Below are 14,261 nucleotides of genomic sequence, written 5' to 3' on the forward strand. Positions count from 1 at the left end.
ACCTCTTCTGCTCTATTCTGAACCACGGAAATCTAGTTCAGGCGCCTTTTACGTTAGAAATGACAATGGGATGACAATTTTGTTGCTCTACAGCTACGTCTATCAACAGGCTGATAGTAACGAATGCCCATAACGCAGTGACAGATCGAATGGCTCGATATCAGCTAAGCCGCGCATAAGGATAAAGATAAGAAAAGCAAGGAACGGCGTTTTTGTGTGGCCTGCAGGCAGCTTTCGTATCTGCAGATACATACTGCCGTAAATTCCCAGGAATATGCAAACACCGATTAATCCATAAGCATAGAACTGCTGTATCAATTCGTTATGCGCCTGTCGAGCCTCAAATTGATCTGGACCAAAAAGGGGAATTACGTGCCACGGAATGGAATCCATGCCCGATCCACGGGTGTTGCATCGCTTCGGTGAGAATGTAAAGCCCCAGATGCCGATGCGCCCGGTCAACGTTTCCGGCTGGCTTCCTGCGTTACTGTAAACGTCGTAGTACGAAGACAGCAGTGTCCCAAATAAACCTACGATAACGACCGCAGCGAGAACAAGCCACAATTTGTTTTTACGGCTTATGGATCTGTCATGCATCAACAGGAAGGATTCGCTGATGATAAATGCAACGATGGATATGCCTTAGTGCGTATACATTTCTGGAACGCCCTGACTGCCGGCCGGAGGCAGGTGGCGCAGAAAAATTACAATCGACCATAGCTCATCATCGCTGAGAATCCCTTTAGAACCAGGCATTCCAGATGGTCGGATGCCAAAGTCGAGAATCCACTTTAGCTGGCCATCGGTGTATTGCTGTACCTCCCTTGAAGAAAGTGAAGGAATAGGAGGTGAAATATGATCAGCGAACGGTACACCCGTATTCTGGCCGTCCATGCCATGGCAGGCAACACAGTAATGCGAAAACGCCTCTTTTCCGTCGGCGATGGTCTCCGGACTTTCCACTAAAGGGTTAGCCTGCCTTTTATTGCCAATGAAGAAATGATGTTTGGCAGTGGTAACGATCTTTGTCTCAAGCTTGCCGGGGGGACTGGCTTTGCAAGCGATCAAACCAAGCATAACGGTAGCGGCAGTTGTCAGTATAAGACAACGCATCTAATCCACCACGTGCAAGGTCAACTTCATCGAACCGTGACCGGAGCCGCAAAATACCGAACAGTGCCCGACGAAATCTCCTGTCTTTTCCGGTGTGAATTGTGTCTGCGCCGGAATGCCTGAACGGGCTCTCAAGTCAACGTTCAGTTCACGAAAGCGCAGTCCATGGGCAACATCCGAGCTTTTGAGCACAAGGATCACGGGTTGTCCCTTCTTCAGTGTGATATCAGCCGGATCGAAGCCGAACTTCTTAGCGTTGATTTCAATAGTTCGAGGCCCACTTTGGGCACGGATTATTCCTGGGGAACAGGCCATAGGTATCAGAACCGCAAATAATAAGGCCAGCCGTATGCTCTTACCTTTCATACTGTCTCCTCGACTCGTGGTGACGGCCCAATCCAGCGACCATGTTCTATCCCACGTTATCGATTGGGAGGTTGCTGAGTTGTCATGTGGTGGTTAATCAATTGTCATGATTTTGTCGTCCGTGCTTCGCGTGCACATCGGGACAAAAGAGTGACAAGTCAGTAACAACTCGCGGCCATGGCCATTTCATACTCTGTCTCGATACCAGGCGAATCTGTCGAGGAACACCCGATGAGTGACGAGCTATGAAAACCCATTTACTGCGAAGGTATTTTGTTGTTTCCGCGATTCTATTTCACTTGCTCGTGAACGTAGCCATGGGCCAGACCCCCGGAACAGGCGCGATCTCAGGCATTGTGTACGATCCGTCGGACAGAGTCGTGGCAGATGCAGAAGCGCGGGTCGTGAATGACGCAACTCAGATATCTCGCTCAGTAAAGACAACTCCGGAGGGAGTGTTTCGGGTGCTACTGCTATCCCCCGGAACGTATGAGCTTACGGTGAGCTCTCCAGGGTTTGCCTCCTATACCGTCCATTCGATTCAAGTGACGGTAAGCGAGACTAGTTCTGTAAATGTGAAACTTTTCGTCGCTGGGACGAACACAAGCGTACATGCGGACAGCGTCGCGAAAATTGTAGACTTGGAAAGCTCGACCTTGGGTGGGCTGGTGAATCAAGCAGCGATTCAATCGCTTCCGTTGTCAAATCGCAACTACACGCAGATACTCGGGCTTTCGCCCGGTGTTGTAGTCGACCTTCCAAACGCGACGGCACTGGGGAGTGGAACTCAGAACGTTGCGTCTGATGGCGCAACACCACTGGCGAACAATATCCAGTTCAATGGCATCGATGCGAACAACCTCTCAGAAGATTCGGCGGCCAACGCTGAAACCGATGCAGGAACGGCTATTCCCGCGCCGGATACGATCGAGGAATTTCGGGTGCAAACCGCGAACTTCGATGCTGCGTATGGACGCGGATCAGGAGCGAACGTCGACCTGGTGAGTAGAAGCGGGACAAATAAATTTCATGGTAGCGCATGGGAGTTTGTGCGTAATACAGCATTGAATGCAAATGACTTTTTCTCTAAGCTCGACGGGCAGCCACGTGCCGACCTGAAACATAATCAGTTTGGCGCAGCTTTGGGTGGCCCAATACTGCGCGACCGAACATTTTTCTTCACTTCTTATCAGGGTCTAACAGAAGTGAATGGCCTTGGTGATGAGCAGCATCCGATTTTGCCCCTGCTCACCGCAGACCGCTCGGCCGCAACACTGGGCGCGCAGTTTTGTCCGGCAGGGCATTTGGACAGTGGAGGAGGTCCCGCAACTGGTTATTTAACACAAGCGGGCGGTGTACAGGTCGCATGTGATGGATCGAACATCAATCCAGTAGCGCTAGCCATCCTCAACGCGAAGTTGTCAAATGGGCAGTTTGTGGTGCCGAGCCCGCAAGTCATACTTCCTGCAACCGGGCAGGATGCTTCGGACCAAGTGCCAATGGGACAGTCCACTTATGCGATGCCTGCTCATTTTCGGGAAGACCAGTTCACCGTCGATATCGACCAGGTGCTGAGGCAAAAGAATGCCCTTTCGGGAAAGTTTTTTTACTCGCGTGCTCCTACCGCACAACCGTTCTCCCCAAATGCGGCGAATGTTCCGGGTTGGGGAACTGACAAGCTGAATCGAAATACGATGTTCGTGCTGGCTGATACGCATGTCTTCAATGCCAGACTGGTGAACATCGCCCGTTTCGGATATATGCGCTACGACGGGCTTTCAACTGTGCAGAATCCGCTTACGGCTGCGTCGCTCGGTCAAGGTACGCCAACAGGTGTCGCGAGTCTTACGGCCAATGCTCCAGGGCTGACTGTTGGTGGCTTCACGATCGGTGATGCAGGCACGCCTTCGATGTGGCAGGTGACGAATTCATTTATCTGGCAGGATACCGTCGCGATCACGAGTGGCCGACATTATTTTCGCTTTGGTGCGGAATTCAAGCGGCACCAAGTTGATCAGGATTTTCCAGAAGAAACCGATGGACTGCTGCAGATCGGCACGTTCAATGATTTTCTGCTTGGACAGAGTGCAACACAGAATGGCAGCCCATTTGGCCTGAGCAATGTGAGCACAAGCTTTGCAGGGGCGGGCAATTTTCGCGCCAACGAGCGATATACAGATTCAGCCATTTTCATGCAGGACGATGTAAAGCTGACGCAGCGACTGACCATCAATGCAGGCCTGCGCTATGAGGTATTCGGGGCGCCGACTGAGATCAATGGGAGGTTGTCAAATTTCAATCCGAACATCGCTACTATCGGACCGATTCCTGCTACCGGGACCCTCAAAGGATTTACGCTAGCCTCGAATTTTAAAGGTTCTGTACCGCCAGACGTGGTTAGAACGTCATACGCCAGTCTTTACAGAACTCCCTTCGGCGACATTTCGCCGCGGTTGGGTTTCGCATGGCAGGTAATGAGTGCGCCGGCTCTCGTATTGCGTGGTGGATACGGTATCTACTATGACCGGCATTCAGCTACGGTTGCTGAGCAGATCATTAATGACCAGCCTTTCACGCTTTCGCAGATTGTTTCTGGTGCTCCAAATGGTGGCGCAACGCTACAGAGCCCTTTCGTTCCGCTGGTTCCATCTAGTTCCGCCTTTCCGGTATTCATACCTCTCACGCCCACTTCGACGCCGTTTATAGAGGCCACCAACCCGAATCTGAGGGATGGGAAGACTCAGGAGTACAACCTCAACGTGCAATATGACATGGGCCACGGGTATTTGCTGGAGGTGAGATATGTAGGAACAAGATCGGCACAACGCCCAGGGCAAGTCGAATTCGATCAGGCTCTCCTTGCCAGCCCTCAGCATTCAGTGAACGGGGAAACAACAAATTCAATCAGTAACGTGAATGCCAGAATGCCGATTCAAGGCATAAGTCAAGGATCGCTCTATACCGACTCGTCATTCATTGCAAACTATAACGCACTGCAGGCGAGCATTACGAAACGGATGACCCGCAGTTTTCAGCTTCAGGCAAGCTATACATGGTCAAAGAATCTCGACGAAGTGAATGGTGAAGTCGGTACCGACTTCTTCGAACTGCAATTACCGACGAACAATCAGCGCGATTTGCGGCATTCATCCTATGGTCCGGCGGGCACTGATCGTGACCAGAGAGTTGTAGCAAATTTCGTTTGGTCGGCGCCTAAGTTCTCTTCAACTCCTAGGCTGGCCCGGTACGCCTTCGCAAATTGGGAATTCTCCGGCATCGCGGTGCTTCAATCAGGCATCCCTCTCAGCATCTTTGACGGCAATGCAGGTTCTGTTTATGGGCTGATTCCCGGCGAGGTGAGAGCGGAGCGCACAGGAGCCGAGCCCAGGACGCACGGCTCGTTGTTCTCGCGTGTCATCAATGGCTATATTGATCCGAATGCATTTACACGCGCCCCAATGGCCCCGTTTGGGACGAGTCTCGCTGACCAGGATTTTGGCAATAGTGGCGTGGGCATTATGCGGGGGCCTGGGCAGCACAATCTGGATCTCGCAGTTGAACGCTCCTTTCCAATAAAGGAAGCGGTCAGCTTTCGCTTCCGGACCGAGTTTTTCAATTTCACGAATACCCCGCAATTCGGAAATCCAAACACAAGCTTGGGTTATACCGATCCGACACTTTTAAATCCATCGGCGAGTCCAACTTTCGGCAGGATCACGAGCACAGTTGCCAATCCGCGCATCATCCAGTTCGCGGGAAAATTCGTTTTCTAAACGCAGTGGAGATGGATGATGCTAACGATTGAACAGATAGAGTCTGCCTGCGATGCTTCTCTGCAGTTCGATTTTTCTCGGCACGAGATTGAAGCGCCGGAACTTAAATTGTGCTGTACGTACTATCCATACGGCTTTCCGGTTGAAGTGAAAACGAATTCGAATGAGGTGCTGGAACAATTCAGTCAGCTCTGGGGAAGATTCACCAAGATGCATGACACAAAGCCGCTCTGCACGGACGTGCATGTGGTGGACAACGACGCAACCGATTGCCCGCCAGCGCCGAGTTACCGAATCATGCTTCCTCTGTTGATATGTGTCGCAGACGTCGATAACTACGGCATTATCGACCTAAATAGTTGCCGCGGAAAGATCACTGTCTCACGTGCTGCACTGCGTTATCCGCTCTATAGCCAGTATTTTCTTTTGGGGATGGCAGCGTCCGGTATCGCGACACGGTACACAACGCCCATCCATGCTGGCTGCGTGGCGCTGGACGGTCGAGGTGTTCTGTTATGCGGTGATTCGGGGGCAGGCAAATCGACATTGTCATATGCCTGCGCGAGCGCCGGCTGGACATATCTAAGCGACGACGCAACTTTTCTTGTCAATGGTGGAACAGATCGTTTGGTGACAGGAAACTGTCACCAAGTTCGCTTTCGTCCTTCAGCTGTGGAGCTCTTTCCTGAACTTCAAGGGCTTGAAGTTACCCCGCGCGCCGCTGGCAAACCCTCGATCGAGCTGCCTACCGCACCAATGAAATACATCGAGCGAGCGGACACGGTGCGAGCGGACTTCATAGTCTTTTTGAAGCGGCGGGATGGAGCTCAGGCGCGACTAGTCCCTTATCGCAAAGATGTGGCGCGACAGTTCATGCGGCAGGCGCTATATGGACTGACGGAATCACTGGCTCTACAGTATGCAGCCATCGAGCGACTATTAGCTGCTGACGTTTTCGAGCTTACTTACAGCAGTCTGGATGCGGCCATTGACCGCTTACAACGCCTAGTGCGGAGAGGGCAGTGATGGAAGGGCTGTTGAATTCAGCTCAATGTGTCGCGAAAGCAGTCTCCTTCTGGAAAAATCCTTACGCTTGGTTGCTGGACAAAAGACTGAGTCGCGGTTACTGGGTATTTTTTTCGGCCGCTTTCTTCTTCGATGCGGGTTTTGCTGTGTATTTCTTCCTATTCAACCTTTATTTGCTGGATTGCGGCTTCAATGAGCGTTCGATGGGCTGGATCGGCGGTGCGATGACGCTCGGGTCGCTAGCTGCGACGTTGCCAGTCGGCGCACTCGGGCGAAGGATCGGCGTGCGGCCTCTGCTAATCATTCTTTTTATTAATGCTCCGCTAACAAATGCCGTGCGCGCTATATGGGTTTGGGAGCCCGCGCAGATTGCTTTCGCGTTTCTTACCGGCGTCGCCATGAGCAGTTGGGGTGTGTGTTTTCTTCCAGCCGTCGCTCGACTCACGAATGAGAGAAACCGGACTTCAGGATTCAGTCTGATCTTCTCCGTGAGCGTCGGAACCAGTATGCTGGGCGGCATCGTGTGTGGCTATCTTGGCAAGTGGCTCGGTTTGGCCGGGTTCATGATTCAGCCTCTCGCGGTGAAAAGGCTGATCTTGCTAGCTGCCTGTGGGATAGCACTTGTAGGGCTGTTTCCGGTGTTGCGTCTGCATGTGCCATCGCAACAGGATGCGTTTATCACGGAGCACGGACATAGAAAATGGTTGAAAGCAGGGAAGTCAAACCCGTTTTTGATACGCTTCCTCCTCTGTATGGCGTTGTGGTCTGGAATCCTGGCCGCATTCACTCCTTTTGCGAATGTGTATCTGACAAAAGACCTGCATATCTCGATGACGAAGATTGGACTGATTTTCTCGAGCGTGCAGGTAGTGCAGTTATGTATGGGGCTCTTAGCTCCAGTCCTTTTTCGTGCGTTGGGATTGGTGAATGGAATCGCCATTACCCAGATTGCTGCAGGAATTGTATTAGTCCTTCTATCCAAAGCAGCAAATGAGAGAGTGGCCATAATCTTGTATCTGATTTATTCGGCTGCTCAGTGGATGAGTTCTCCGGGACTCTATAACTTGTTGATGAGTAAGACTCCAGACGAAGATCGAAGCAATGCTGCTGCCGCAACGATGTTCTGCAATTCCCTGGTTGCTTCGGTGGCTACAGCAGGAGCTGGAATTCTCTTTGCACGGTTTGGCTATTCACCCGTGCTATTGCTTCTTGGGGCAGGAGCGTTGCTGATCGCCTTTTTATTCCATTCTCTTATTTCGCCTTTGCAAAACGGAGCGGGCTAAGGTGGGCTACGACTTCGACTGGAGATGACAGCGTTGGCCTTTCAACCGGACAAATATTTTTCGCAATATGACGGCATCATTGCGGGATTTCAATTGTGGGATCGCATCGGTGAGAATGTAGCGGCTGCGGTGCAGGCGCTAGGATCAAACGATGAACAGGTTGCCGACCGCTACAGGAGTTGTGGCACAAGCGCCGAAAATGTTATGGATTGAAGAAGCGCAATAGTTCCTGCTCGTCGTGCTGACTGAGAGAAGCGCGTACACGCATGTGGCGCACGACGGTACCTGAAATATTGGGAGAGAAGCCCTCGGGCGCTGTGTGACAGCGCGAACAATGCGCCTCAAAGAGACGTTGACCTTCATCCTCATGTGGCTGAGGTTTGTTCGATGTGGGTGAGTGCTTGTCTGTTGGATTCGGAGGGACTTGCTCAGTCTTCTGTGACTTGGCCTCGGGTAGGGGCAGTGCAAGCGCCCCCAAAATGATGGCAAGAAAATATTTCTTATTCATTTCATTTTTCCTTTCCAGGTGGGGAAAAGAAACCGGTAAACAATTCCCGTTTCCCAAATGTTCGTATCGCCGGCCGACGAGAACTGCCGCGCATAGCTGGTAAGAATTCTCGTGTTGTGCGGCAGGTTATAATCCAATCCGAAATCGGCGCGCTGTACGTTCGTCAGCGGTAGGCCATCGCTCGCAACGTTGTCACGGCGGAATGTCTGCTGCATACGAAATAGAGGTTCGAAACGGCCGATCCAACTATTAAGGCCTCCGAACGCCTGCGTCCTGTAGTCGGCTTCGATCCAATAGCCTTGTGCATGACGACCGCGCGCGAACTCAGAACGCAGCCGAAAAACGGTGTCTTTTGGCTCCCACCATAGATGTGCACCGTAAAAGTTTTCTTGTGTATCCTGCAGTTGTCGGTCATACGACAGGCCCAGTTCAAGACGGCTACCAGGCAGATAGAGGCTGGCGCGCCCGCCGAATGAACGTTTCGCGTTGAATTGTTCATTATCACTGCGAGCAGAGAACCATGTAGCGTAATCAACGGAGTACTTTCGGCGTGACACTGCGGAACCGCGTAACATTCCACCTAATCCTGAACCGCTCGATAGCAGCCCTAGACTGGCGATAAGCGGGCCATCTTGAAAATTGCCGATCCAGACTGGGGATAACCTCTCGTTATAGGTGTTAAACGGAAGCAGAAAGCTGCCGCCGACCAGGGTGAAATGCGGAGAAACAATGTAGTCGCCTTGGAGATAAGTGAATCCGGCGAAATGAGTGTGATCGTATCCGTTGCTGTCAGGAGAAAAGGTTTCGAGTATCGTCGCCCGTGACTCTATGAGTAAATGCTTGCCGATCGGCGCAGCCAGCAAAGGCTCGATCAATGGTTGATAGGTGGTATTACCTCCATTCGTGCTGGTAAGAAACGCAACACCTCCGGAGATGAGGGGCGTGTCCTGCGCGACTCCACAGCGGGCACAGAAAACGAGGGCCAACGAAAAAATGGCGCCCATCGTCATTTTCAAATATCGATATCTCAGAATCAGGTGGGGCATGCTGCCACATTAGCGAGAACGGCGGAGCGGCGTGTCTCGGCATCGTCTGGCCTTTGTCAATTGATTGTCACTTGCGTTCGGCATCCGTCGTAACAAGCGTGACAATCGTATGACTCTGATACGACAACTGTCCGAATCGGCGGTCAACGAGATCGCATTGTCTGAGGTTGTGCTTATAACGCAGAAGTGCTCAGCGCAGAACTGCTAATGGAGAATTGTGCGACCAAGGTCGTACATGAGTTTTTGCAAAATATGTAGGCACTATATTAGGGATTCGCCGTGTCGGTACTCACGCCCGATGAGAAACAAAAACGAATTCTTCCGACTGGAACAGTCGTGAATGAATCGAAAACACCTATGCTTGTCGATACAGAGTAGGACTTGATGCCGGCCGAACGCAACAGGCAAACAGAGTAGCTTTGCAGTGAGATGCCTTGATACCATCCGTCGCGATTGCGAAGGATGGCATCAGGGTCGGGACTACTAGATTGATTGGCTCAGGACCCGGTTGAGGCGTTGAACGAAGATCGCCGGGTCTTTAATTGGCACACCTTCGAGCAGCAGAGCCTGCTCGAAGAGCAGCCACGCGGCATCCTGTGCGGTGCCATCGTCGCTCCGGGCGACTAGTTTTTTGATGATCTCGTGGTTGGGATTGATCTCGAGTATCGGCTTTAGCTCGGGCATATCCGTCTGACCCATGGCTCGCATCATCTGGCGCATGCGTGCAGAGGGCTCGTCTTCATCTGAAACAATGCACGAGGGGCTGTCGGCGAGGCGTGTTGAGACGCGGACGTCCTTGACGTTGTCACCTAGCGTGGTCTTGAGCTTTTCCAGCAGCGGCTTTAAAGTCTCGACATCTTCGGGCTCAGATTCGTCCTTGAGTTCTTCGCCAGCTGCGGACTTATTGACGGCTTTTAGGTCGATATCGCCGTACTTCTCAACGGTGGAGAAGACAATCTCATCGATATCGTCATCAAGGATTAGAACCTCGATGCCCTTCTTCTTGTAAATCTCGAGCAGCGGTGAGGTGCGCAGCAGAGCTTCAGTTCCGCCGGTGATGTAGTAGATGCTCTTCTGTTCAGCCTGCATGCGCGACTTTGCATCTGCGAGGCCAGTAAGTCCATCAACCTTAGTCGACTTGAAACGAATGAGGTCAATCAGCGTCTCGCGGTTGGCATAATCGCCATAGAGACCTTCCTTGAGTGGGCGGTTATACTCGGGGATAAACTTCGCATATTTCTCGGGGTCGTTTGCGGCGATGCCCTTCAGTTCTGAGAGGATCTTTTTGACGCTTGCGGTCTTGATGCTGGTGAGGATCTTATTCTGTTGCAAGATCTCGCGGCTGACGTTGAGCGGGAGGTCTTCGCTGTCGATGACGCCGCGGACGAAGCGGAGATATTGTGGCAGTAACTCCTTAGAGTCATCCATGATGAAGACACGCTTAACGTAGAGTTTGACACCGGTCTTGTAGTCCGCCTGATAAAGATCGAGAGGTGCCTTGGCGGGAATATAAAAAAGCGTGGTGTACTCGAGCGAACCTTCGGCGCGCGTGTGGAACCAGAAGAGTGGGTCTTCCCAGTCGCCGGTAAGGGATTTGTAAAGTTCCTTATAGTCCTCATCCTTAAGTTCGTTCTTGGATCGGCGCCACATTGCACTGGCTACGTTGATCTGTTCGGTGACGCGGGTCTTGATGGACTCCTTCTTCTCGGCGTTCCATTCGCTTTTGTCATAGGCAAGAAAGATGGGGAAGACGATGTGGTTCGAGTACTTCTTAACGATCTCCTGCAAGCGCCAGCTGTTGGCATACTGCGCTCCCTCTTCGTTGAAATGAAGAAGAATGGTAGTTCCAGCGACGGCGCGCTCCGCGGGCTCGATTTCGAAGCTGGTCTTTCCGTCGGAGATCCAACGCCAGGCTTTGTCGTCTCCGGCCTTGCGAGAGAGAACCTCGACCTTATCGGCGACCATGAAGGCAGAGTAGAAGCCGACACCGAACTGCCCAATGAGATTGGAGTCTTTACGTGCGTCGCCAGAGAGCTGCGACAGGAAGTTTTTGGTTCCGGAGCGAGCGATGGTGCCGAGGTGCGAAACAAGGTCCTCCTCGTTCATGCCGATGCCGGTATCGGAGATCGTGAGAGTCTTGTGCTCCTCGTCGAGTTCAAGGTCGATGCGAGGATCGAAGGGAAGCGACTTATAGGCTTCGTCAACGAGTGTAAGGTGGCGCAGCTTGTCGAGGGCATCGGATGAGTTGGAGATCAGCTCGCGAAGGAAGATTTCAGGGTGCGAATAGAGTGAATGCACGATGAGCTGGAGAAGTTGGCTTACTTCTGTTTGAAATTCACGTTTGGACATAAGTAATTAATTATCGCCAAAAATAGGGAAGTTTGCAGTCGACGAAATAGGACAAGACATCATCACCATGATGTCTTCCCAACGCCGGCCCTTCTCATTCATGGAGAGGCGGAAGCGCATTTAATCGTACTCATCGAAAAGATGAGCACCGATTGGCGAAGAAAGCACTGGTAGCAACTTCAGCAGCACCCTCGACAATTTTGCTCAGACGTCGGCCGTACCACGGCAGAAATCAGTGCTGAACTCATCGCCTACTCAAATTCGAGAGTGCTGATTTAGCGATATGCCCTGTTCTCAAGTCGAACGAGAAGGGCACTTGTCGGAAGGCGAACTATGGGGTATGTGCATTTTTTCGAAGAATCGGCCAATCATTCATAGCAGTGACACGCTGATTCACGCCAAGTAGTGGAGCGCTTGAAGTCGGCGCTATCGGCTCGGTTTCCGCGCGCAGGCCAGGATACTCATCTGAACTGTTCAGATCGATTATGTTTCGGGCAAGTAATCGACGAACCGTGTATCCGAGATGTGATTTTCACATGTGCGGACGTATAGTCCACTTGTCCGACAAGCGGACTATACGTCCGGGCGACAAAGCCGTCTTTCGTCAGCAATCTTTCTTGACGAGAATCGCCTTGCCGAATGTTCTGTTGCATTGACTTTGGGCGAAGGGGCCGGCTTTTTTTGCCGATCTGATGGATTATTGGGCGATTTGGTAACAACTGAGGCGTTGTTCACCCACTTGGACATTTTGTTTGCAGTGTGATCGCCACTTGCATCGGTAGTTTGTCGCCAGAGAAGTTTGAACCCACTATTTTAGATCAAAGATATATCCGCTCTCAGTCTCGTCATTTCATCGAGTTTTAATGCGGCGGCTCGCAACAGTTGAAACGATGGTGTGTGGTATCGAGATGCAGTTACAGTCTACTAACCAGGGTTTTCGATCTATCGGCAGTCTGTTAATCACCCTTAGTGTTTTGCTAATCCTATTTTGCAGTCGGCCGCTGCACGCCCAAGAGATGCCAGAAGAAATCTGTGCACGTCCACACATCGGCAGCGTGGTCGAAGAGCCGGCAGACGTCCGAAGTACTCATGGCGTGCTCGAAATTACCCTGACTGCTTTCAATGCCGCGCAAAGCGATGGCAGCACACGCTACTGTTTTATAGATGCGCAGGGCCGTGAATCTCCCAATCTACGTGTCAATCCAGGCGATTTAGTGATTATTCATTTGAAGAATGCCATTACAGAGCCGAACCAGGGGGATCCGGAGGCATCGCATGTCCACTCACGAATGACCGGTAACGCCTGCACGAGTGGGACAATGAGCATCTCGTCCACCAATCTGCATTTTCACGGACTGACGATCCCGCCGGTCTGCCACCAAGACGATGTTTTGAAGACTTCGGTACAGCCGGGCGACCCTCCGTTTGAATATCGCTTTCGCATTCCGGAGAATGAGGCGCCCGGGCTTTACTGGTATCACCCGCACATTCATGGATTCAGCAAGCAACAGGTTCTTGGCGGCGCTTCCGGCGCGTTGATCGTCGAGGGAATTGAGCGCGTGAAAAGGGAAGTGGCCGGACTGCCGGAGCGCGTCTTCATTATCCGCGATCAGGACCTGATCAACCCGAATGCGTCACCGTCGAAATCGGAGCCCGCGGTGCCAAAATTCATGATCGATCGCGACGGAGATGCAGCCAATAACGGCACAGGCTTCGGCAAGCCTGCCAAAGACCTGTCGATCAATTACGTGCCGGTGCCATTTCCGGATTACCCGCCAGCGATAGTTCAGATGAAACCGGGAGAGCGGCAGCTATGGCGAGTTTTGAATGCGTCGGCGATTACCTATCTAAATCTCGAGGTTCTCTTTCAGCGTTTCCCACAGCCATTGGGTATCGTGGCCATGGATGGTGTGCCTATCGGATATGGAGTCGACACTCAGGCAGCAGGGGAATCCTTGAACTGGCAGACGCATCTCGGCATTCCGCCCGGAGCGCGCGTGGAATTTATTGTGCAAGGACCACCTGCCGGCGAGACCGGTCTTTTGGTTAACGCGCACGGTGGACACGGGGCCGGGCGGAGAGAACGACACCAACAGGATGCTCGCGAGGATTATTCCAACACCGAATGCTCCGGAACCACGCTTTAGATTGGAGAGTTCTCCCCAGCCGATACCCTCGCCGAATCTGAAATGGCTCGGCGATGTCGCTCCAGTGCGCGTGCGGCGATTGTACTTCTCAGAGAAACTGGCCGATCCTAATGATCCGACCAGTGCGGTCGAATTTTATCTGACCGAAGAAGGCCAAACGCCGAAGATGTTCGACATGGACGCTACACTCCCGAATCTCGTGGCCCCAGCAAGGAACGGTCGAAGACTGGATCATTGAAAACCGCTCGCGCGAGCTGCACGCCTTCCATATCCATCAACTGCATTTTCTGCTGCTTGAATACATGGGCAGGCAGGTGAACGAGAATTTTGTGAGGGATACGGTTAACGTGCCCTACTATGACGGCCGATTGCTTAGCTATCCCAGTATTCGGGTTCGCGTTGATTTTCGCGGCCCGAATATTGTCGGGACATTTCCGTACCACTGTCACCTCCTCGAGCATGAAGACAAAGGCATGATGGGGTCGATAGAGGTTGTTCCGCAAAAAGCGGCTGAATCGCCCTTAGCGGACATGATTCCTGAGTCAGCGAAGAAAATTCACAAAGGCGAAGCCCAGCGATAAGAAATCTCATTCGTTGCGAAATTTCCGTCTGCATTTCTATTCACGAACCGTTAACCAGATAAATACATT

The 14,261-nt window shown here is 52.1% G+C and carries 12 protein-coding genes; 6 read left to right on the forward strand and 6 right to left on the reverse strand.

The features are described from left to right. Nucleotides 1–102: 102 nt before the first annotated feature. The 3 genes from GSQ86_RS10580 to GSQ86_RS10590 all read right to left on the reverse strand — a co-directional run bounded on the left by GSQ86_RS10580 (nt 103) and on the right by GSQ86_RS10590 (nt 1,479). The gene (locus tag GSQ86_RS10580; protein WP_158749914.1) at nt 103–564 is read right to left on the reverse strand and encodes a hypothetical protein; all 462 of its coding nucleotides are present in this window, start codon (nt 562–564) and stop codon (nt 103–105) included. A 78-nt stretch (nt 565–642) separates the two neighbouring features. Continuing rightward, entirely contained in the window at nt 643–1,077 is a 435-nt protein-coding gene (locus GSQ86_RS10585; protein WP_254062296.1) for a cytochrome c, read from the reverse strand. A 36-nt stretch (nt 1,078–1,113) separates the two neighbouring features. Beyond that, nucleotides 1,114–1,479 (reverse strand): cupredoxin domain-containing protein, encoded by a 366-nt coding sequence (locus GSQ86_RS10590; protein ID WP_158749916.1) that lies wholly within the window; start codon nt 1,477–1,479, stop codon nt 1,114–1,116. Between the two features lie 245 nt (nt 1,480–1,724). On the opposite strand from GSQ86_RS10590, the gene GSQ86_RS10595 reads away from it, so the two are divergent. Genes GSQ86_RS10595 through GSQ86_RS10610 form a run of 4 tightly spaced genes read left to right on the forward strand, consistent with a single transcriptional unit; the run spans nt 1,725 to nt 7,774 of the window. After that, the gene (locus GSQ86_RS10595; RefSeq protein WP_158749917.1) at nt 1,725–5,252 is read left to right on the forward strand and encodes a TonB-dependent receptor; all 3,528 of its coding nucleotides are present in this window, start codon (nt 1,725–1,727) and stop codon (nt 5,250–5,252) included. Between the two features lie 15 nt (nt 5,253–5,267). Continuing rightward, a complete protein-coding gene (locus GSQ86_RS10600; RefSeq protein ID WP_254062297.1) occupies nt 5,268–6,278 on the forward strand; it encodes an aldolase in 1,011 nt (336 codons plus the stop codon). After that, nucleotides 6,278–7,561 (forward strand): MFS transporter, encoded by a 1,284-nt coding sequence (locus GSQ86_RS10605; RefSeq protein ID WP_158749918.1) that lies wholly within the window; start codon nt 6,278–6,280, stop codon nt 7,559–7,561. Before GSQ86_RS10600 ends, GSQ86_RS10605 begins: the two co-directional genes overlap by 1 nt. Before the next feature lie 33 nt (nt 7,562–7,594). Further along, on the forward strand, nt 7,595–7,774 hold the full coding sequence (locus tag GSQ86_RS10610) for a hypothetical protein (protein WP_158749919.1): 180 nt from the start codon (nt 7,595–7,597) through the stop codon (nt 7,772–7,774). Here GSQ86_RS10610 and GSQ86_RS10615 read toward each other — a convergent pair. From GSQ86_RS10615 to htpG, 3 genes are all read right to left on the reverse strand, one after another. Then, nucleotides 7,764–8,069, reverse strand: a complete 306-nt coding sequence (locus GSQ86_RS10615; RefSeq protein ID WP_158749920.1) for a hypothetical protein — start codon at nt 8,067–8,069, stop codon at nt 7,764–7,766. The two genes, GSQ86_RS10610 and GSQ86_RS10615, sit on opposite strands and share 11 nt — an antisense overlap. Further along, nucleotides 8,066–8,944 (reverse strand): hypothetical protein, encoded by an 879-nt coding sequence (locus GSQ86_RS10620; RefSeq protein WP_254062298.1) that lies wholly within the window; start codon nt 8,942–8,944, stop codon nt 8,066–8,068. Before GSQ86_RS10620 ends, GSQ86_RS10615 begins: the two co-directional genes overlap by 4 nt. 654 nt (nt 8,945–9,598) lie before the next feature. Beyond that, nucleotides 9,599–11,464 carry a molecular chaperone HtpG gene (htpG, locus tag GSQ86_RS10625; protein WP_158749921.1) on the reverse strand — a complete coding sequence of 622 codons (1,866 nt, stop codon included), beginning with the start codon at nt 11,462–11,464 and terminating at the stop codon, nt 9,599–9,601. Between the two features lie 1,016 nt (nt 11,465–12,480). On the opposite strand from htpG, the gene GSQ86_RS10630 reads away from it, so the two are divergent. Beyond that, nucleotides 12,481–13,611, forward strand: coding sequence for a multicopper oxidase domain-containing protein (locus GSQ86_RS10630; protein WP_254062299.1), 1,131 nt, complete (start codon nt 12,481–12,483; stop codon nt 13,609–13,611). A 254-nt stretch (nt 13,612–13,865) separates the two neighbouring features. Beyond that, nucleotides 13,866–14,192, forward strand: a complete 327-nt coding sequence (locus tag GSQ86_RS23445; RefSeq protein WP_254062321.1) for a multicopper oxidase domain-containing protein — start codon at nt 13,866–13,868, stop codon at nt 14,190–14,192. Nucleotides 14,193–14,261: the final 69 nt, after the last annotated feature.

Origin of the sequence: Acidobacterium sp. S8 (assembly GCF_009765985.1) — a bacterium.
GTDB lineage: Bacteria > Acidobacteriota > Terriglobia > Terriglobales > Acidobacteriaceae > Alloacidobacterium.

Bases quoted from the DNA above. Each gene is read 5' to 3' on its own strand.
- GSQ86_RS10585 (WP_254062296.1), bottom strand. From the start codon at position 1,077: ATGCTTGGTTTGATCGCTTGCAAAGCCAGTCCCCCCGGCAAGCTTGAG.
- GSQ86_RS10590 (WP_158749916.1), bottom strand. From the start codon at position 1,479: ATGAAAGGTAAGAGCATACGGCTGGCCTTATTATTTGCGGTTCTGATA.
- GSQ86_RS10595 (WP_158749917.1), top strand. From the start codon at position 1,725: ATGAAAACCCATTTACTGCGAAGGTATTTTGTTGTTTCCGCGATTCTA.
- GSQ86_RS10600 (WP_254062297.1), top strand. From the start codon at position 5,268: ATGATGCTAACGATTGAACAGATAGAGTCTGCCTGCGATGCTTCTCTG.
- GSQ86_RS10605 (WP_158749918.1), top strand. From the start codon at position 6,278: ATGGAAGGGCTGTTGAATTCAGCTCAATGTGTCGCGAAAGCAGTCTCC.
- GSQ86_RS10615 (WP_158749920.1), bottom strand. From the start codon at position 8,069: ATGAATAAGAAATATTTTCTTGCCATCATTTTGGGGGCGCTTGCACTG.
- htpG (WP_158749921.1), bottom strand. From the start codon at position 11,464: ATGTCCAAACGTGAATTTCAAACAGAAGTAAGCCAACTTCTCCAGCTC.
- GSQ86_RS10630 (WP_254062299.1), top strand. From the start codon at position 12,481: ATGCCAGAAGAAATCTGTGCACGTCCACACATCGGCAGCGTGGTCGAA.